This is a genomic window from Brevundimonas aveniformis DSM 17977, from assembly GCF_000428765.1.
Classification (GTDB): domain Bacteria; phylum Pseudomonadota; class Alphaproteobacteria; order Caulobacterales; family Caulobacteraceae; genus Brevundimonas; species Brevundimonas aveniformis.
In genome coordinates this window covers 11,637-28,523 of sequence record NZ_AUAO01000001.1, presented here as the reverse complement: position 1 = coordinate 28,523, position 16,887 = coordinate 11,637, and the positions used below count along the sequence as shown (strand labels likewise).

The 16,887-nt window shown below is 64.8% G+C and carries 16 protein-coding genes; 12 read left to right on the top strand and 4 right to left on the bottom strand.

Annotated features, from left to right (window positions below):
• The gene (locus G391_RS0100115; protein ID WP_051257011.1) at window positions 1-855 is read right to left on the bottom strand and encodes a 3-hydroxybutyrate dehydrogenase; all 855 of its coding nucleotides are present in this window, start codon (window positions 853-855) and stop codon (window positions 1-3) included.
• A gap of 143 nt (window positions 856-998) precedes the next feature.
• Between G391_RS0100115 and G391_RS0100110 the strand changes: the two genes are divergently transcribed.
• The gene (locus tag G391_RS0100110; protein ID WP_029085716.1) at window positions 999-2,273 is read left to right on the top strand and encodes a hypothetical protein; all 1,275 of its coding nucleotides are present in this window, start codon (window positions 999-1,001) and stop codon (window positions 2,271-2,273) included.
• On the opposite strand, the gene G391_RS13295 is transcribed toward G391_RS0100110, so the two are convergent.
• Window positions 2,270-3,934 carry a sensor histidine kinase gene (locus G391_RS13295; RefSeq protein WP_169719079.1) on the bottom strand — a complete coding sequence of 555 codons (1,665 nt, stop codon included), beginning with the start codon at window positions 3,932-3,934 and terminating at the stop codon, window positions 2,270-2,272. The two genes, G391_RS0100110 and G391_RS13295, sit on opposite strands and share 4 nt — an antisense overlap.
• Before the next feature lie 208 nt (window positions 3,935-4,142).
• On the opposite strand from G391_RS13295, the gene G391_RS0100100 reads away from it, so the two are divergent.
• The 9 genes from G391_RS0100100 to G391_RS0100060 all read left to right on the top strand — a co-directional run bounded on the left by G391_RS0100100 (window position 4,143) and on the right by G391_RS0100060 (window position 11,225).
• On the top strand, window positions 4,143-4,907 hold the full coding sequence (locus tag G391_RS0100100) for a sensor histidine kinase (protein WP_051257009.1): 765 nt from the start codon (window positions 4,143-4,145) through the stop codon (window positions 4,905-4,907).
• Window positions 4,908-4,943: 36 nt separating this feature from the next.
• Window positions 4,944-5,924: a cysteine synthase A gene (gene cysK / locus G391_RS0100095; protein WP_029085714.1), complete on the top strand. Its 981-nt coding sequence runs from the start codon at window positions 4,944-4,946 to the stop codon at window positions 5,922-5,924.
• An 83-nt stretch (window positions 5,925-6,007) separates the two neighbouring features.
• A complete protein-coding gene (locus tag G391_RS0100090; RefSeq protein WP_029085713.1) occupies window positions 6,008-6,565 on the top strand; it encodes a DUF4287 domain-containing protein in 558 nt (185 codons plus the stop codon).
• Window positions 6,562-7,182, top strand: coding sequence for a TetR/AcrR family transcriptional regulator (locus G391_RS0100085; protein ID WP_029085712.1), 621 nt, complete (start codon window positions 6,562-6,564; stop codon window positions 7,180-7,182). Before G391_RS0100090 ends, G391_RS0100085 begins: the two co-directional genes overlap by 4 nt.
• Before the next feature lie 12 nt (window positions 7,183-7,194).
• Entirely contained in the window at window positions 7,195-8,160 is a 966-nt protein-coding gene (locus tag G391_RS0100080) for a copper chaperone PCu(A)C (RefSeq protein WP_029085711.1), read from the top strand.
• Between the two features lie 61 nt (window positions 8,161-8,221).
• Window positions 8,222-9,445: a DUF2336 domain-containing protein gene (locus G391_RS0100075; RefSeq protein ID WP_051257130.1), complete on the top strand. Its 1,224-nt coding sequence runs from the start codon at window positions 8,222-8,224 to the stop codon at window positions 9,443-9,445.
• A 120-nt stretch (window positions 9,446-9,565) separates the two neighbouring features.
• Window positions 9,566-9,982: a Ros/MucR family transcriptional regulator gene (locus G391_RS0100070; RefSeq protein WP_029085709.1), complete on the top strand. Its 417-nt coding sequence runs from the start codon at window positions 9,566-9,568 to the stop codon at window positions 9,980-9,982.
• 194 nt (window positions 9,983-10,176) lie between these two features.
• The gene (locus G391_RS0100065) at window positions 10,177-10,539 is read left to right on the top strand and encodes a helix-turn-helix domain-containing protein (RefSeq protein WP_035303612.1); all 363 of its coding nucleotides are present in this window, start codon (window positions 10,177-10,179) and stop codon (window positions 10,537-10,539) included.
• A 2-nt stretch (window positions 10,540-10,541) separates the two neighbouring features.
• Window positions 10,542-11,225, top strand: a complete 684-nt coding sequence (locus G391_RS0100060) for a DUF6456 domain-containing protein (protein WP_035303415.1) — start codon at window positions 10,542-10,544, stop codon at window positions 11,223-11,225.
• Here the strand turns inward: G391_RS0100060 and G391_RS0100055 are convergent.
• Both G391_RS0100055 and G391_RS0100050 read right to left on the bottom strand, forming a co-directional pair.
• Entirely contained in the window at window positions 11,210-11,635 is a 426-nt protein-coding gene (locus G391_RS0100055) for a SufE family protein (RefSeq protein ID WP_029085706.1), read from the bottom strand. The genes G391_RS0100060 and G391_RS0100055 overlap by 16 nt on opposite strands.
• 43 nt (window positions 11,636-11,678) lie before the next feature.
• Window positions 11,679-12,254: a TetR/AcrR family transcriptional regulator gene (locus G391_RS0100050; protein ID WP_245572005.1), complete on the bottom strand. Its 576-nt coding sequence runs from the start codon at window positions 12,252-12,254 to the stop codon at window positions 11,679-11,681.
• A gap of 141 nt (window positions 12,255-12,395) precedes the next feature.
• Between G391_RS0100050 and G391_RS0100045 the strand changes: the two genes are divergently transcribed.
• Complete coding sequence (locus G391_RS0100045) at window positions 12,396-13,586, top strand: efflux RND transporter periplasmic adaptor subunit (RefSeq protein ID WP_029085704.1); 1,191 nt, start codon at window positions 12,396-12,398, stop codon at window positions 13,584-13,586.
• Window positions 13,587-13,589: 3 nt separating this feature from the next.
• Complete coding sequence (locus G391_RS13290) at window positions 13,590-16,787, top strand: efflux RND transporter permease subunit (protein WP_051257008.1); 3,198 nt, start codon at window positions 13,590-13,592, stop codon at window positions 16,785-16,787.
• Window positions 16,788-16,887: the final 100 nt, after the last annotated feature.

Sequence of the window (16,887 nt, the reverse complement as noted above, 5' to 3'; positions counted from 1 at the left end):
CTACTGCGCTGTCCAGCCGCCGTCGACGCTGTAGGCCGTGCCGTTGCACGAGGCCCCGAGATCCGAGACGAGATAGAGGAACAGGCCGGCGATCTCTTCGACCGTGACGAACTTCTTGGTCGGCTGGGCCTTGAGCATGACGTCCTTGATCACCTGATCGGGCGTGATGCCGCGGGTGCGGGCCTGGTCGGCGATCTGGTTTTTGACGATGGGCGTCATCACATAGCCGGGGCAGATGGCGTTGCAGGTGATGCCGTGTTCGGCGACCTCCAGGCCGACGGTCTTGGTCAGGCCGATGACGCCGTGCTTGGCCGCCACATAGGCCGACTTGAACGGTGAGGCGACCAGGCCGTGGGCTGAGGCCAGGTTGACGATGCGCCCGCGTCCTTGCGCCTTCATGATCGGCACCGCCGCGCGGGTCGCATAGAAGGCAGAGGACAGATTGATGGCGATAATCTGATCCCACTTGGCGGTGGGGAATTTCTCGATCGCCTCGACGTGCTGGATGCCCGCGTTGTTGCACAGGATGTCCAGCCGCCCGAACTCGCCCTTGGCGTAGGCGATCAGGTCCGTCACCTCTTCGCCCTTGGACATGTCGGCCCCGTGGTAGCGCACGCGCACGCCACAGGAGGCTTCTAGGTCGCTGCGGGTCCGCTCGATCTCGGCGGGGTCGCCCAGGCCATTCAGAACCACGTCACAGCCCCGCATGGCCAGCGCCCGGGCCAGCCCCTGACCGATGCCCGAGGTCGAGCCGGTGACCACCGCCGCCTGGCCGCGCAGGTCGTAGGGATCATTGGCGGACGGTTGCTCCGTCGCGTCAGGATCGTCCGAAGGTTTGCGAAGCCACTGGAGCATGAAATTCTACAACCGATGAATAAGCCGTCTGGCTGACCCTAGCCCTTTGTTTGCGGGTTCACCACCCCCGAGCGAACTCCGGCGTCAGGCTTGCGTCTTCAGGGTCGGGACACAGCGAATCGTCCCGGAACGGGACAGCCGCCATGTTCGACTTTGGCAAGGATCTGAAGCGATTCATCGCCGCCGGTGTCGGCGGTCAGGCCCGCGATCCGCGTGTTCTGGAGCTGCTGCCGACGGCCATGGTGGCCGAACAGGCCGCTGCCGAAAGCCCGCTGGCGGCTCAGGCCGGCGAGCCCTGGCGTGCCTGGCGGGACGTGGCGTTGATCTGGGTCGGCCATGCTCGCCGCACAGGCCTGACCTCCAGCCTGGACGCGGCTGGACGCGCGGCCCAACAGGCCCTGGAGGCCGCGCCCGCGGGGGCTCCGTTCGCCCTGGCCAGCACGACGGTGGCCGAGGTCCTGTTGGTACGGTTTGATCTCCGCGGGAACCTCCGGGCTTTGGAAGAGGCCGAGGACGCTGTTGGGGCGGCGTCTGACGAACCCAATTCCCGCAAGGCTGAGGCGGCCACCTGTGCGATGCACGCGCGGCTCAGAGCCCGGCGGGCTCTGATGAGCGACGATCCGGCCGCAGTGAGGGCTGCGGCTGCCCTGCTGGATGCGGCCTTGCATCTGGACAGCCGCCGCTCCGGCGATGCCGATCCCTGGCGGCTGGTGCGTGTTGTCGAGCTGCGCATGGAAAGGGCCGAGCTGACCTTGCAGGCGGGCCTTCGCTGGCAGGATGAGCGGCTGTTGGATCAGGCCGGACGCGATCTGCGCATCCTGATGGATCATGTCGACGGCGACCTGTTGCCGGTGACGCGGGCGCGGGCGATGCGGGCCTGTGGCCTGGCGTTGTCGGCCCTGGGGGATATGGCCGGCCAGCCCGCGGCCATGGAGCAGGCGATCGAGCTGATGGCCAGCGCGCGCGAGATGTTCGACGAGGACCATAGCCCCCTGGATGCCGGGGCGATCCTGGCAGCTCAGGCCGAAACCCTGATCCGGTGGCAGGAGCGTGAACCGGTCGCCGCCCTTCTGAGATCGGCCGAAGATTTCCTGACACAAGCCTGGAAGCTGTGCGCGACCCGGTCAACCGCCCTGGAAGTCGAAATCCGGCTCCGCGCGGCCCGCGTGAAGACACTACTGGCTGCCAGCGAAGGCGATGTTGTGACCCTGTCCGGTCAGGAGGCTCGGCTGCGTCAGCGGTTGGCCCGCAGCACGGATGACCCCATCGCCTGGGCGGTCGACCAGCTGAGTCTGGCCCGGGTCTACGAGGCGCTCGATGAACTGGGCTGTCAGCCGGTCCGTGGCTGGGCTGCGGCCTATGCCAGATCCACGGCGGTTGAAACGCTACGCGAGGCGGGGCTGGGTGCCGTAGCTTAGGCCGGGTCGGCGACGACGGTGCCAGGGAAGGGCACGACCTCGGCTGTCGGACGGGCGCTGGTGTCGATGATCGGCAGACGCAGGGTAAAATCAGAGCCCTCGCCGAGCGTGCTTTCAATGGTCAGCACCCCGCCATGCAGCTCGGCCATGGAGCGGACCAGCGACAGGCCAAGCCCTGTTCCCTGCGCGCGCTGTTCCGTTGCGCCGGCCTGTTCATAGGGGCGACCGATCCGCTCAATGTCGGCGGGAGACAGGCCGACCCCGGTGTCCGAGACGCTGATCTCAAGGATGGTGCCCTCGACCCGCACGGCCAGGGTGACCGAGCCATAGCGCGGCGTGAATTTCACCGCATTGGAAAGCAGATTGAGCACCATCTGCTTGAGCGCGCGCTTGTCTGCCTCGACCGGCACGGGGTCAGCCGGAAAGGCCCCGTTCAACTCAACGCCCTTGTCATGCGCCTGAAGCCGGATCAGCCGCATTGCCGCCGAAATGGGATCGCGAGCATCAAATCGCTCGCGCGCCAACTCAAATCGCTCTGCCTCAATCTTGGACATGTCGAGGACGTCGTTGATCAGGTCGAGCAGGTGCCCGCCCGCCTCGTGGATCAGATTGGCGTATTCGAGATAGCGTTCGGGCAGCGGTCCGAACATGCGCTGTCGCATCATGTCCGAGAATCCGATGACGGCATTGAGCGGTGTGCGTAGCTCGTGGCTCATATTGGCCAGAAAGCGGGATTTGCCCTGATGCAGGCTTTCAGCCTCCTGACGGGCAGCGTCGAGCGCCGCCTCGCGCGCCTCCTGATCCGAGACGTCGCGCAGGACGGCCAGCAGGGATCCATCGGGCAGACGACGCAACATAGCCTCGAACTGACGGTCCATGGCGCGGCTGGGAGTGAACCGGACCTGGGCGGCTCCCTCAACTACGGCCGATTGCAGGGCGGCCTGGATGCCCGGTCGACCTCCGGCCTGGACGATGCCGAATAGTCCGTCCTGGGTGAGGTCCGACAACTCGATGCCGGCCTGTCCTCGCCCGAAGGCGGAAAGGAGGCGGCCGTCAGAGGCCAGGCGCAGGCTAAGCAGAGGTTGAGCCCGAAGCACGGCTTCCAGCCGTTGGCGCAGGTTCTGTTCTTCTGCAAGTTCGCCTTCGAGGTCGGACTGGGATCGCAGGAGCCGCCAACCGGCTGAGCCCAACAGCAAGGCAGCGGCCGTCCCCGCCAGTATGGGCTGTACGACCGGCCCGGTTGCCATGGCAACCGCCATGCCGACGGCGGTCGCCACGATTGATCCCGCGGCGGCAATGGCACGCGCTCGACGGCCCCCGATGATCAGGCCAGCGAGCAGAGGCGTGGCGACCCAACTGGCCAGGGGGCCGGCCAGTCCTCCTGACAGCCCGACGGCGAGGGCGGCCCCCGCACACCAGACACAGGCCAGAATCGGTCCGAAGGGCGCAGGTGTCTCTCGCCACAGCGCCAGCCCAACCAGACCCGGCGTCAGGCCAAAGGCCAGTGCCGCCTGCACATAGCCGGTCGTCGCGACATATGGCGTGGCTGTTGCAATGAGGACTGACGCCACACCGACGGCCCACAGGAGGTGCCAGCCCGCAGCCGCCGGATTGGCGGGTGCCGGCAAGGTCGACACAGGCGGGATGGCAACTTCGTTCAAACGGCAGACCTGAAGGCGTGAAGCGGGACGACGGACAGGGCTTGGACTCAACCCTTGTCTCATAGCGTGAGTCGCGGGGGCGGCCCTGCGCGTCAAGTCTGCGCGCCCGTGAGGCGAATGCCGGGAATCGATGACCGAGCAGCTAAAGAGAATGGTAAGCGAAGCGGCGCACTGTGGATCGTCGTATTAGTTGTCTTGGAGCCGCGCGGTGTCGTCGCCTCTGCCAAAGACCGCGGCGGTTGGGGCGGGGTCCGACGAACCGGAAGCTGCCCTCCGTGCCGACCGTCAGCGCCGGGCCTTCCTGCGGATGATGAGCCATGAGCTTCGCACGCCTCTGAACTCGATCATCGGCTTTTCCGACATTCTGAGTGGTGAACCCAACGGCCCATTGGGGGCCCCGCAGTACCGGGAATACGTCGAGATCATCAGGACCAGCGGCCACCGGCTCTTGAGCATGGTGAATGCGGCCCTCGAGATCATTCGGCTGGAGTCCGGCGGCGCCGACCTGGAACAGCAGACCATTGCGCTTGATGACCTCGTTGAGGAAATGATCCAGGCGGTGGCTGGTGAAGCCAGGATGCGCGAGTTGCGTATCGAATTTACACCGCCGACCTCTACGGTGCTGGTCATCGGCGATACGCGAGCCCTCAAGATGGTGGTGGAGCAACTGCTCCAGAATGCCATGACCTGGTCGCCGCCCGGCACGGCCATCAGGGTTCGCGTCCTTGAGGAGAAGGGCCTTGTCCGGCTTGAGATCGCGGACGAGGGCCCAGGCGTCGAGCCGCTGGAGCTGAAGCGCTTGATGCTGCCCTTCGAGCAGGGAGAAGATGCTCTTAGTCGGCGTGGCGAAGGTGCGGGACTGGGCTGGCCATTGGTCCGGCTGCTGGTTCGGGAAATGGCCGGCGAATTCCAGATTGATCCCGGTCTGGGCCGCGGACTGATCGCCAGGGTGACATTGCGCAGCGCGGCCTGAGACTTATGTTGGCGCAAAGCCAACGGAGTCTCCCCCATGTCCGAAGCCGCCTATGACGCCTCTCGCCATCTGAAGGCCGGGCGGGGCAAGATCTATCGCTCTATCATTGAGACGATCGGGGATACGCCCCTGGTCGAGTTGCCCCGTCTGTCGGCCGAGTTGAGGCCGCAGGCGCGCGTGCTGGCCAAGCTGGAGTTTTTCAATCCGATCAGCTCGGTCAAGGACCGTATCGGTGTGGCCATGATCGAGGCGCTGGAACAGGCGGGGAAGATTGGGCCGGACACGGTTCTGATCGAGCCGACCAGCGGCAATACGGGCATCGCCCTGGCCTTCGTGGCGGCGGCCAAGGGGATCAAGTTGATCCTGGTGATGCCGGAATCGATGTCGATGGAACGGCGCAAGATGCTGGCGCTGCTGGGGGCCGAACTGGTGTTGACACCGGCAGAAAAGGGCATGAAGGGCGCGATCGAAATGGCGCAAGCGTTGCTGAATGAGACGCCCGGTGCGATCACGCCCTCCCAGTTCGAAAACCCCGCCAACCCGGAAATTCACAGGAAGACGACCGCTGAGGAAATCTGGGCCGATACGGATGGGGCGGTTGATATCGTGATCTCCGGCGTCGGCACCGGCGGGACTTTGACCGGGGTGGGGCAGGTGCTGAAAGCGCGCAAACCGTCCGTGAAGATGATCGCCGTCGAGCCGGCGGATTCGCCGGTGCTGTCGGGCGGGGCGCCGGGGCCGCACAAGATCCAGGGGATCGGAGCCGGTTTCGCGCCGGCCATTCTGGATCGCTCGATGATCGACGGTGTCGAGACGGTCACCAACGACGAGGCCTTCGACATGGCCCGCAAGGCGGCGCGGATTGAGGGGATTCCGGTCGGGATTTCGTCGGGCGCGGCCCTCACGGCGGCCTTCCGGCAAGCGGCACTGCCCGAGAACAAAGGCAAGACCATCGTTGCCATCATCCCGAGCTTTGCCGAGCGGTATCTGTCGACCGCGTTGTTCGAGGGGCTGTGACAGATTTGAACGCCCGCTCAAGTTTCGCTTGACGCCGATATTTGAATGAGCGTTCAACCCTTCCAGACAGGGAGGATCGCCGTATGGCCGACATGGACGCCGCCACCGCCAAGATGATCGCCAATCTGGAGGCGAACACCGGCAAATCGTTTTCGGACTGGATCGCCCTGGCCAGAGGGGCGGGGCAGGCCAAGCATGGGCAGATGGTGGCCTGGCTGAAGGCCGAGCAGGGACTGACCCACGGCTATGCCAACCTTGTGGCGCACAAGGCCATGGCGTCGGATGCCGGCTCGCAGGATGGCGAGGACCTGTTCGCCGCCATGTTCGCCGGGCCTAAGGCGGCAATCAAACCTGCCTATGACAAGGCGGCGGCGTTTGTTGAGGGGCTGGGCAGCGTCGAGTTCGCGCCCAAGAAGGGCTACACCTCGCTCCGGCGCACCAAGCAGTTCGGGCTGTTGCAACCGTCGACGAAGGACCGACTGGACATCGGCCTGGCACTAAAGGGCGTGGAGCCGGCCGGGCGTCTGGAGGCTGCCGGATCGTGGAACGGAATGGTCAGCCACCGCATCCGCATCGCCGCGCCCGATGAGATTGACGCCGAGGTCGAGGGCTGGCTGCGCCAGGCGTGGGAGCGGGCATGAGTCCGCAGGAGAAGCTGGATACGCGCACCCGGATCGTGCTGGCGGCGATGGAGCTGTTCTGGGCCAAGGGCTACAATTCAACCTCGGTGGCCGACATTCTGAGCCGGACCCAACTGAACGCCGGCAGCCTGTATCATGTGTTTCCGGGTAAGCAGGACGTGCTGGTCGCGGTGCTGGAATTTTACCGCGACGGCATTCAGGAAAATCTGCTCGATCCGGCGTGGGAGGGCGTCGACGATCCGATCGAACGGATATTCGCTCTACTGGATCGGTATCGGTGGATGATCGTGGAGACGGACAACACCTACGGCTGCCCGATCGGGTCGCTGGCGCTGGAGCTGCATGAAGCCGATCCGGTGGTGCGCGAGTTGCTGGCCATCAACTTCACCAACTGGGCGGGCGCGATTGAACGGTGCCTGGAAGAGGCCGGGGAACGGCTGCCCGCCGAGCTGGACCGCCGGGCGTTGTCCGAGTTCGTACTGACGACAATGGAGGGCGGGGTGATGCAGGCCCGGACCTATCGCGATGTGGCCTATTTCGATCGGGGCGTGGCGGCCCTGCGCGACCATTTCGACATGCTGTTGGTCCGCGCCGCCGGGCGGCAGGCGATGGCCTGAGAGGGGAATGCGATGAAGCGATTGATCCTGTCCGTGGCGGTGGGGCTGGCCTTGTTGGCGGGCGCGCCGGCGCGGAGCTGGGCGCAAGAGTTGCCGGCTGCCGAGGTTTCGGCCAAAGACCCGTTCGTCCCGCTCTATCCGCTGATCGGTCGGACGTGGCGAGGAATCAGTCTTGGCCCGGACACCGCAGAGGATGTCGTGCGCTGGGACTGGGCGGTTGACGGTCACGCGGTACGGGCCGTCCATGCCGTCAACGGGGGCGTCTACGGCGGCGAGACGACCTTCTTCCCAGACGGCGAATCCGGGAATTTGATCTTCTCCTATCTTACCTCGGGCGGCTTTCACACGAACGGCAGCCTGACCGTGCGGCCCGATGGGGTGATGGAAATTGAACAGATGGTCCATGGCCTCGACGGATTGGAGAGGCTGCGCTCGACCGTAACGGTTCCTGGGGATGGAACCTATCAGACGCGCACCCTGGTCGAGCGTGACGGTCGGTGGGTTCCCTTCGGCGGCTTCGACTATCGCATCGAAAGTGGAGCGACGGTGCCCCGCCTATCGCGATCAGGAGAACAGTCAGCCGTATCCGTGGGGGAACTTTCGCTCAGCCGCCGGATCGTCGCCAACCCGGGTGAGCCGGGGGATGTGGCGGCCTATCTTCGTATCGAGAATGCCGGGCCGGCAGACCGACTGGTGGCGGTATCGTGCACCTGCGCCGAGCGGATTGAGATGCACCGGATCGACCGATCGGGCGACCGCCCTGCGATGGTGTCGGACGCGAGCTGGGCCGTCGAAGCTGAAGACAGACTTGATGTGCGGCCGGGCAGTCCTCTGCACCTGATGCTGATTGGATTTGATCCCGCCCGGGCGGAGCATGGCCAGGTTGAGCTGGTGCTGAGCTTTGAACAGGCGGGGGACGTTTCGGCAGGGTTCGATCTGACTCCCGACAGTCGCGCGTCCTGGGTGCGGTTTGACTGAAGGCGCGCTGGAAACATCCACAAGCGGTTAACCAACGCAGGCCGATATTACGGCCATGAGCGTGCCGCAGTCCGCACCGCCACCGTCGGATGAATCCGGTTCCCCGTCAGCCGGAGGATCACGTGCGCGCCGTGCCCTCCTGAAGCGGCTGGCGGATGTGGTCAGCCTGCCCGGCAGTCGGGTCAATGCCTTCGAACGCGCGGTTGTCGGTGATCTGCTTGTCGAGATGCTGCGTGACGCCGAACCTGCCGAGCGGATGCGGGTGGCCCGACGATTGGCTGCGCTCACGGAAATCCCGGACAGCCTCGTGCGGTTGCTGCTGCGCGACGAGTCTGGTGCCGCCGAGCTTTTGCTCGACGAATGCAACGCCTTTTCCGACGCGGATCTGATCTCCTGTGCCCATGAGGCGGGTCACTCGCAGCGCCTGGCCATCGCCGGACGCCGTCATCTCTCCGAGGCGATCACGGATGCCCTGGTGTCGCATCTGGAGCCGGCTGTTCTGGATCGGCTGTTGCACAATAAGGATGCCCGTCTGTCCCAAACCGCCATCGAGGAACTGGTGTCGGTCAGCCGGGATGCGTCAGGCCTGATCGACCTGCTGCTGAAGCGAGCCGAGCTGAGGCCGTCGAGTGCCTATGTGATGTTCTGGTGGAGCAATGTCGAACAGCGGCGGGTCATCCTGTCCCGTTTCGCTGTGTCGCGCGAAGTTCTTCAGGAAGTCGTCGACGATGTCTTTGCCATGGCCTCGGCCGAGGGGTGGCAAGACCCCCTGGCCCGCAAAGCCCTTCAGTTTATCGAGCGACGCCAGCGCAACCGGGCAGCCATCGCAAAGAGCCCGTACGACAGTCTGGATCATGCGGTGCAGGTGGCCGCTGCGGGACTAACGCCCGAGCTGGCATCGGAAATCTCCTACCTGGCGGGGATCAAGCCCATCACAGGTGCCAAGATATTCACCGACATGGGGGGCGAGGCCCTGGCGGTGTTGTGCAAGGCAACCGGCCTGCCCAAGGAATGTGTCCGACAGCTCTGGCGTGGGATGCGTCGGCCAGAGGTAGACGATACCGGTGAGCCAGATGCACGTCTGGCGGAAGTTCTGGTGACGTATGACATGATTGCTGTAGATCGAGCGCAGACCGTTCTCAGATACTGGAACTGGTCGCTCTCGTCGGCCCTCACAATACAGCTTATGCGCGCAATACGAGAGGGCGACGATGATACGTTGGATGAATACTCGGTGCCTCAACGTGCGGCGATGTTGGCCCTGACGAATGAGTTCAAGCGGTAGGCCTATTCTATTTTAATCTAGGCTGATCTGTTGTCACGGTCGGCAAATGTCCCTAAAGCGATGCTCCACCAAAGAAAATACAGGTCATAATGGCCTGTCGCGGATAGGGAATGCCCGAATATGGATGACAAGTCCGAGATCATCGAAATGACCACCGACATCGTGTCGGCTTATGTCGGTAACAATGCGATCGCCGCAGCAGACCTGCCGAGCCTGATCCAGAACGTGCACCGCGCCCTGGCCGAAGTCGCCTCCGGCGAAACCGTCGAGGCGGTCGAACCGCAAGAACCCGCTGTTTCGGTCAAGAAGTCGATCACGCCGGACTATCTGATCTGCCTGGAAGACGGTCGCAAGTTCAAGTCTCTGAAGCGCCATCTGCGCACCAAGTACGACATGAGCCCGGACGAATACCGCAGCAAGTGGGGTCTGCCGCGCGACTATCCGATGGTGGCGCCGAACTATGCCAAGGCGCGCTCGGAGCTCGCCAAGCAGATGGGTCTTGGGCAGGGCGGTCGTAAGCCGGCACGTCGCCGCTAGACGTCTTGTCGCTATGGCCGGAAGAGGGGTGCCCTTGGGTGCCCCTTTTTTTGCGCGTTTTCCCCGGACTTCGCTACGTCCGTTCCTGACGCCAGAGGGGCTTGGCGAAGTCAAATAGGAATTTAATCCTCTGCATCGTGCCCGCCGGCAGGATGGGGCAGCCCTCGAATTGGGGCGAGCAAGAGGAGCAGACCATGACAATCACCGCGCCCGCATCGCCGCCAGCTATTCGTCGCGATCAGGAAGCGGCGGCTCTGGTCGTGGACCTGGTGGCCTTGGCGACGGCTACGCCGTCGGCGGAGATCAGTGGCTCCGCACGGCGGGGCCGCGCCGCCGTCCGCGCACGTCACACGTCGATGTATCTGATCTACGTGATATTCCAGTGGCCGCTGGATCGAGTCGGCGCGGCGTTTGGGCGTGATCGGACAACAGCCGGCTATGCCTGCCGCCAGGTCGAGGACATGCGGGACGATCCCGGGTTTGATGCCATGCTGGAACGGCTTGAGGCCTGTTTGCGATTGTCGCCCTGCGCGCCGGGCTGGCCCCTGGAGGCGTGATCATGGACCCGGCTTCGCGTGCGAAAAGCGTATTGGCGCGCCCGAACCACTGGCTGGACCGGGTGGGGGACGTCTGGCTGGTGAGGGTGGGTGCGGACCGCCGACGCCGGCCCTTGCTTCGGCTCGATGCAGCTCAGGTCCAGTCCGTCCGACGTGAGCCGGGCTTGCTGCCGCGTGCGGAAGGCGGGTGGTGGCTGGCGGGCGCCGGCATGGACGCGACCCCCGGGCGCTGGCTCGACCGGCAGCAAAGGATGGGGCCGGAGGGTCGCAGTGTCGTGGTGTCCGTCAATCGCGGCGAAAGCCCGATCGCCTGGCTGGCGCGCCGCAAAGGATCGGACGGACTGCCGTTTTTGAGTGGGCTTGAGGTCACCGCCGCTGAGCGTCTGCGAGAAGACTTCGAGGCGGCGGCGATGACCGGGCAGGTGACGATGGACTGGACGGCCCTGCCTCGTGATCGGACGCCAAGAGGTCCCGGCTCGGTACCACCATCCGGCCTGGCAAGACGCCGGGTGCGTCAGGCACTCCGCGCAGTCGGGCCGGGACTGTCGGAAATTCTGGAAGAGGTCTGTTTGAACGGTAGCGCCCTTCAGGCCGCCGAGCGGGCCCTGGGTTTGCCGTCACGCACCGGCAAGGTGCAGCTAAAGCTCGCCCTGGAGCGCCTGGCCCGGCACTATCGGATGGCCTGATCGGCGTCCGCGCGGATGCGCGCGATCATGGAGGCAAGCCCATTCGATCTCTGGCTGGACAAGGCTTCGGACAGGCCAAGGCGCTCGACGGCGGCGCGGGCGTCGAAATCGAGTACGGCCTCGGGGCTACGCCCGTTGTAGAGGCGCAGAAGGATAGCGATCAGTCCCCGCACGATATGGGCATCGGAATCGCCGCGCCAACTCAGGACGCCATCGATGACGGGATCCCGGACCAGCCAGACCTGGCTCGCACAGCCGGACACCTTGGTCGCCGCATTTCGCTCGTCGTCCGAAAGAGGGGCAAGCTCGGCACCCAACTCGATGACATAGCGATACCGCTCTTCCCAGTCGCCGAGCAGGTCAAAGGTTTCGGCAAGATCGTCGAGGGCGGCCTGGGCGGAATTAGACATGGCGCGCGCAATAGACGCCGACGCCGCTCGGGGCAATGCAGCCTCAATCCGTTTCGTCGACGATGGCCTGCAGGATGGTTGCCAGCCGATCACACAGCCTCATGGCACCGGCGTCATCCGGGCCGGAGCCACTGCTGAGTTCACGACTGACGCTCATACCCATTATAACACCGGCGAGCACACGGGTTCGAACGAGGGCGTCGTCACCGCCCAGCCAGGCGGCGAACGGCTCCATAAAGCGGCTCTCGGCGCTTTGGTGGACAATTTCTGCCGCCTTGGTCGAGCCGAGGGAGTTGAGCATGATGCGCGCGCCCTGGAGTTTGGTGCCCTCCTTTGATTCAAACACCAGCTCTTCCGCAACACGGATGCCGAATGTCTCACGTGGGCCGGTGAACAGATCGGTCGCCATCTCGCAGCTATCCAGCGCCGAGGCGAACAGGTCTTCCTTGGAGCCAAAGTAGCGCGCGATCAGAGCAACATCGACGCCTGCCGTTCGAGCGATCGCGCGCAAGCTCACGTCTTGATAGCTGTGCTCGGCGAACTGATCGCGGGCGGCCGTCAGAATCGCCTGCCGCGTCGTGGCGGAACCCCTGGGCCGAACCTGCGTTGAAATATCCACGGAAATGCTCCCAATGGGACGACAGTGCTCTGTTAGTACAGTCAACATGTGTTGACAACATTTGTTGACTTCGCATTTCATCGCCGATGCGTAAGGCTCCTACAGGGGGGCTCGACGTTTACGCCAGACTGGAGAGCCTCTATGCGCGGGCCCACGCTTCTTGCCGCCGTTGCCTTGATTTCTGCGGCCATGGTGGGCTGTTCCCAGAGTGCCGAACAGGCTGCTCCGCCGCCGCCGCCGGTGACGGTGTCAACGCCCCTGGCTGGAGAGGTCGTCGATTGGGATGAGTTCCCGGGACGATTCGAAGCGGTTCAAACCGTTGAGGTGCGCGCGCGCGTCGGCGGCTACATCCAGGCCGTCCACTTCCGCGACGGCGACTATGTCCGACAGGGACAGCTCCTGTTCACGCTCGACCCTCGCCAGGCCCGGGCGTCGGCGGCGTCGGCTCAGGCCCAGGTCGCTCAGGCCGAGGCTCAAGCCAATCTAGCGCGTACGGAATTTGAACGATCTCAAACCCTGTTTGAACAAGGATTCCTGTCTCAGTCGGTGGTCGATCTGCGCCGGGCCAATCTCCAGTCTGCCGAAGCGGCCCTGGCCGCAGCTCAGTCAGCCCGCCGAGAAGCCCAACTGGGCCTGGAGTACACGCGCGTGACGGCCCCGATCTCAGGGCGGATTTCGGATCGACGGGCAGACCCTGGGAATCTGGTCGCCGGCGGATCGTCGGCGGCCGATGTTCTGACCACCATTGTATCGACCGCGCCGATCTATTTCTCGTTCGATGCCTCGGAAGCCATCATGCTGCGCTATCAGCGGTCAGCCCGTGACGGTCTTGCGCCGTTGCGTGTCCGGCTTCAGGATGAAGGCACCTTCCGGCACGTCGGCTATCTCGATTTCACTGACAACGCTGTCGATTCGGCTTCGGGTGTTGTGCGGCTGCGCGGTGTCATTCCGAATTCGGACGGCTTCCTGCGGCCCGGCATGTATGGCCAGGCCCAGTTGGCCGGAACGGCCCCGTACCAGGCAATGCTGGTACCGGATTCCGCCATCGTCACCGATCAGGCCCGACGTATCGTCTATGTCGTCAACGCCGACGGCACCACGGCGGCGCGCCCGGTGGAACTGGGTCCGTTGGTCGATGGGCTAAGGGTGATCCGGTCGGGGCTCCAGGCCAGCGACCGCGTCGTCATCGACGGCATCCAGCGCATCATGCAGCCGGGGCAGCCAGTCACGCCGACGCCGGGCACCATCGAGCGACAGCAAAATACGGGTGGCGGTCAGGTCGAAGCGGCCCCGGCCCCGGCTTCCAGCGCCAGCTTCTCAGTCGGTGGCTAGACCATGAATATCTCGCGCTTCTTCATTGACCGCCCGATTTTTGCGGCGGTGCTGTCCGTGTTTATCGTGGTGATGGGGGCCTTCGCTTATCCGCTGCTGCCCCTGTCGCAGTATCCCGAGATCGCGCCGCCGACGATCAACATCAGCACGGTCTATGCAGGGGCCTCGGCCGAGACGGTGGCAGAGACGGTCGCCGCTCCCATCGAGCAGGAGGTCAATGGCGTCGAGGGGATGCTTTACCTGTCTTCGTCATCGACCTCAGACGGGTTGGTGACGATTACCGTCACCTTTGAGCCCGGGACCGACCTGGATTCGGCCCAGGTCCTGGTTCAGAACCGCGTGGCCCTGGCCGAGCCGCGGTTGCCCGCGGAGGTCCGCCAGGTCGGGGTGATCGTCAACAAGCAGGAATCCGGCTTCCTGATGATCATGGGCCTGACCTCGCCCAACGGAACCTATGACACGGACTATATCGGTAATTACGCCCAATCGACGCTGAGGGATCGTCTGCTGCGCCTGGAAGGGGTCGGCGATGTGATGATCTTTGGCGGCGGCAACTACTCGATGCGGATCTGGATCGACCCGGACCGGGCTGCGGCGCGCGGCCTGACGGGGCCGGATATTGTAGCCGCCCTGAGAGCCCAGAACGTGCAGGCCGCGGCGGGGGCCATCGGCCAGCCGCCGTTTGATACGAACAGCGCCGCCTTCCAGCTTCCGGTGCAGGTCCAGGGACGGCTGGACACCCCCGAACAGTTCGCAGACGTCGTCATTAAGACCGATGCCGAAGGGCGAGTGACGCGGGTGCGCGATGTCGCTCGCGTCGAGCTCGGTGCCCAGGGCTATGGAATGCGCGGCTATTTTGACGGCGAGCGCGGCGTCGGCATCGCGGTGATCCAACAGCCGGGAGCCAATGCCCTCGGAACAGCCGAGCGGGTCGAGCATGAGATGGAGCTCATTCGTGGCCAGCTTCCGCCCGGCATGGAGCTTCAGGTCGCCTATAACCCGACCGAGTTCGTGGCCGAGTCGGTGACTGCGGTGGAGCACACCCTGGTTGAAGCCATCTTCCTGGTGGTGCTGGTGGTGCTGGTCTTCCTGCAAAGCTGGCGCGCGGCCCTGATCCCGATTGTCGCCATCCCGATCGCTCTGATCGGCACCTTTGCGGTGCAGTTGGCCCTGGGGTTCTCGATCAACTCGCTGTCGCTGTTCGCCTTGATCCTGGCTGTCGGGATCGTGGTCGATGACGCCATCGTCGTGGTGGAGAACGTCGAGCGTTACATCCGCGAGGGGCTCAGTCCCAAGGACGCCGCCTATCGGTCGATGAATGAGGTTTCCGGCGCGCTGATTGCCATCGGCCTGGTTCTGGTGTCGGTGTTTGTGCCGACCATGTTCGTGCCGGGCATCCCAGGCGTCTTCTATCAGCAGTTCGCGGTGGTCATCGCCACGGCGTCGGTGATCTCGCTGTTTGTGTCCCTGACCCTGTCGCCCGCCATGGCGGCGCTGTTGCTCAAGCCGCACGATGAGCATGCCCACCGGCGCAGGCCGGGTCTGCTGGGGACGATCAGCTGGTACCTCGGCTTGGCGGGACGCAAGTTCAACGAGGGCTTTGACTGGCTCTCGGACCGCTATGGGCGGTTCACCGCCAGCATCGTGCGCAAGGGGACCATCATGCTGGCTGCCTATGCGATCCTGCTGGGCCTGACGGGCTGGAGCCTGTCGGCAACCCCCTCTGGCTTTATCCCGGAGCAGGATCAGGGCTTCCTCATCGGCGTGGTGCAACTGCCGCCCGGCTCGGCCCTGGAACGCACGGACGCGGTCATGACACGCACGGTCCAAACGATCATGGACACCGACGGCGTCGAAGGCGCGGTCGCCTTCGCCGGCCTTGACGGGACCAGCTTCTCGACCGCCTCCAATGCCGGCACCATCTTTGTCCGACTAGACCCGCACAGCGAACGTGGCCGGGAACGGTCTGCTGCGGCCCTGGCCGGGGCCATCACCGGCGCGACCGCCTCGATCCAAGAGGCCCAGATCTTCGTCATCGCCCCGCCCGCCGTCCAAGGTCTGGGGACTGGCAACGGCTTCCAGCTGATGATCCAGGACACCTCCGGGGCCGGCTATCGGGCTCTGGAGGGGGCCACCTTCGCCATGATGGGGGCGGCGGCCCAGGCCCCGACCGACGTTCAGCAGGTATTTTCGACCTACAACACCGGCTCGCCCCGGATTACGGCCAATGTTGACCGGGATCGCGCCCTGGCCATGGGGGTCCAGCCCGCCGATGTCTTCTCGACCATGGGCGTGTACCTGGGCTCCGCCTACATCAATGACTTCAACTTCCTGGGAAGGACCTTCCGCGTGACGGCCCAGGCGGAGCCTTCGGCGCGAGACGATATCGCCGACATCGCCAATCTGAGAACACGGTCCGCCTCCGGCGAGATGGTGCCGATCGGATCGGTGGCGACGTTGATGCACGATTCCGGCCCCTCACGCGTCGTGCGCTACAACCTGTTCCCCGCCTCCGCGCTCCAGGGCCAGGCAGCCCCCGGCGTCTCGTCAGGCGAGGCCATCCAGATCATGGAGGCGATGGCCCAACAGACCCTACCGCCCGGCTTCAGCTACGAGTGGACCGGCCTGGCCCTGCAGGAACAGACGGCGGCGGGCGGGGCCACGATCATCTTCCTGATGGCAGTCGGCTTCGTCTTCCTGGTGCTGGCGGCACAGTATGAGGCCTTCACCCTGCCGCTGGCGGTGGTGTTGATCGTGCCCATGTGTCTGTTGGCCGCCATGATCGGGGTGAACCTGCGTGGGATGGACAACAACATCCTGGTCCAGATTGGTCTGGTGGTTCTGATCGCCCTGGCGGCCAAAAACGCCATCCTCGTGGTGGAGTTCGCCAAACAGGCCGAGGAGGAGGGCATGGACCGCTTCCAGGCGGCGGTGGCAGCGGCGCGCACGCGCCTGCGGCCGATCCTGATGACCTCGTTTGCCTTCATCTTCGGGGTCATTCCGATGGCGATCGCAACGGGGCCGGGAGCCGAGATGCGCCAGGCGTTGGGGACATCGGTGGCCTCCGGCATGCTGGGCGTGACCTTCTTCGGCCTCGTCTTCACACCGGTCTTCTATGTCCTGTGCCGCGGGCTCTCGGCCCGCTTGCCGGGTGGGGAGGGCGGACGCAACGAGACACCGGAGACAACCGCGGCGGAGTAGGGTGAGGCCAATCGTGTCCTGAGGTTTGCGTAACGGCTCAGGGATCGCTACATCCCGCGCCGACCTCCCCGTATTCCTTAGACGACAGGACGCCCGCCCG

Excerpts from the sequence above, each read along its gene's own strand:
- G391_RS0100110 (WP_029085716.1), top strand. The coding sequence starts at position 999 with ATGTTCGACTTTGGCAAGGATCTGAAGCGATTCATCGCCGCCGGTGTC.
- G391_RS0100060 (WP_035303415.1), top strand. The coding sequence starts at position 10,542 with ATGGACCCGGCTTCGCGTGCGAAAAGCGTATTGGCGCGCCCGAACCAC.
- G391_RS0100090 (WP_029085713.1), top strand. The coding sequence starts at position 6,008 with ATGGCCGACATGGACGCCGCCACCGCCAAGATGATCGCCAATCTGGAG.
- G391_RS0100115 (WP_051257011.1), bottom strand. The coding sequence starts at position 855 with ATGCTCCAGTGGCTTCGCAAACCTTCGGACGATCCTGACGCGACGGAG.
- cysK (WP_029085714.1), top strand. The coding sequence starts at position 4,944 with ATGTCCGAAGCCGCCTATGACGCCTCTCGCCATCTGAAGGCCGGGCGG.
- G391_RS0100045 (WP_029085704.1), top strand. The coding sequence starts at position 12,396 with ATGCGCGGGCCCACGCTTCTTGCCGCCGTTGCCTTGATTTCTGCGGCC.
- G391_RS0100080 (WP_029085711.1), top strand. The coding sequence starts at position 7,195 with ATGAAGCGATTGATCCTGTCCGTGGCGGTGGGGCTGGCCTTGTTGGCG.
- G391_RS0100085 (WP_029085712.1), top strand. The coding sequence starts at position 6,562 with ATGAGTCCGCAGGAGAAGCTGGATACGCGCACCCGGATCGTGCTGGCG.
- G391_RS0100070 (WP_029085709.1), top strand. The coding sequence starts at position 9,566 with ATGGATGACAAGTCCGAGATCATCGAAATGACCACCGACATCGTGTCG.
- G391_RS0100065 (WP_035303612.1), top strand. The coding sequence starts at position 10,177 with ATGACAATCACCGCGCCCGCATCGCCGCCAGCTATTCGTCGCGATCAG.
- G391_RS13290 (WP_051257008.1), top strand. The coding sequence starts at position 13,590 with ATGAATATCTCGCGCTTCTTCATTGACCGCCCGATTTTTGCGGCGGTG.
- G391_RS0100055 (WP_029085706.1), bottom strand. The coding sequence starts at position 11,635 with ATGTCTAATTCCGCCCAGGCCGCCCTCGACGATCTTGCCGAAACCTTT.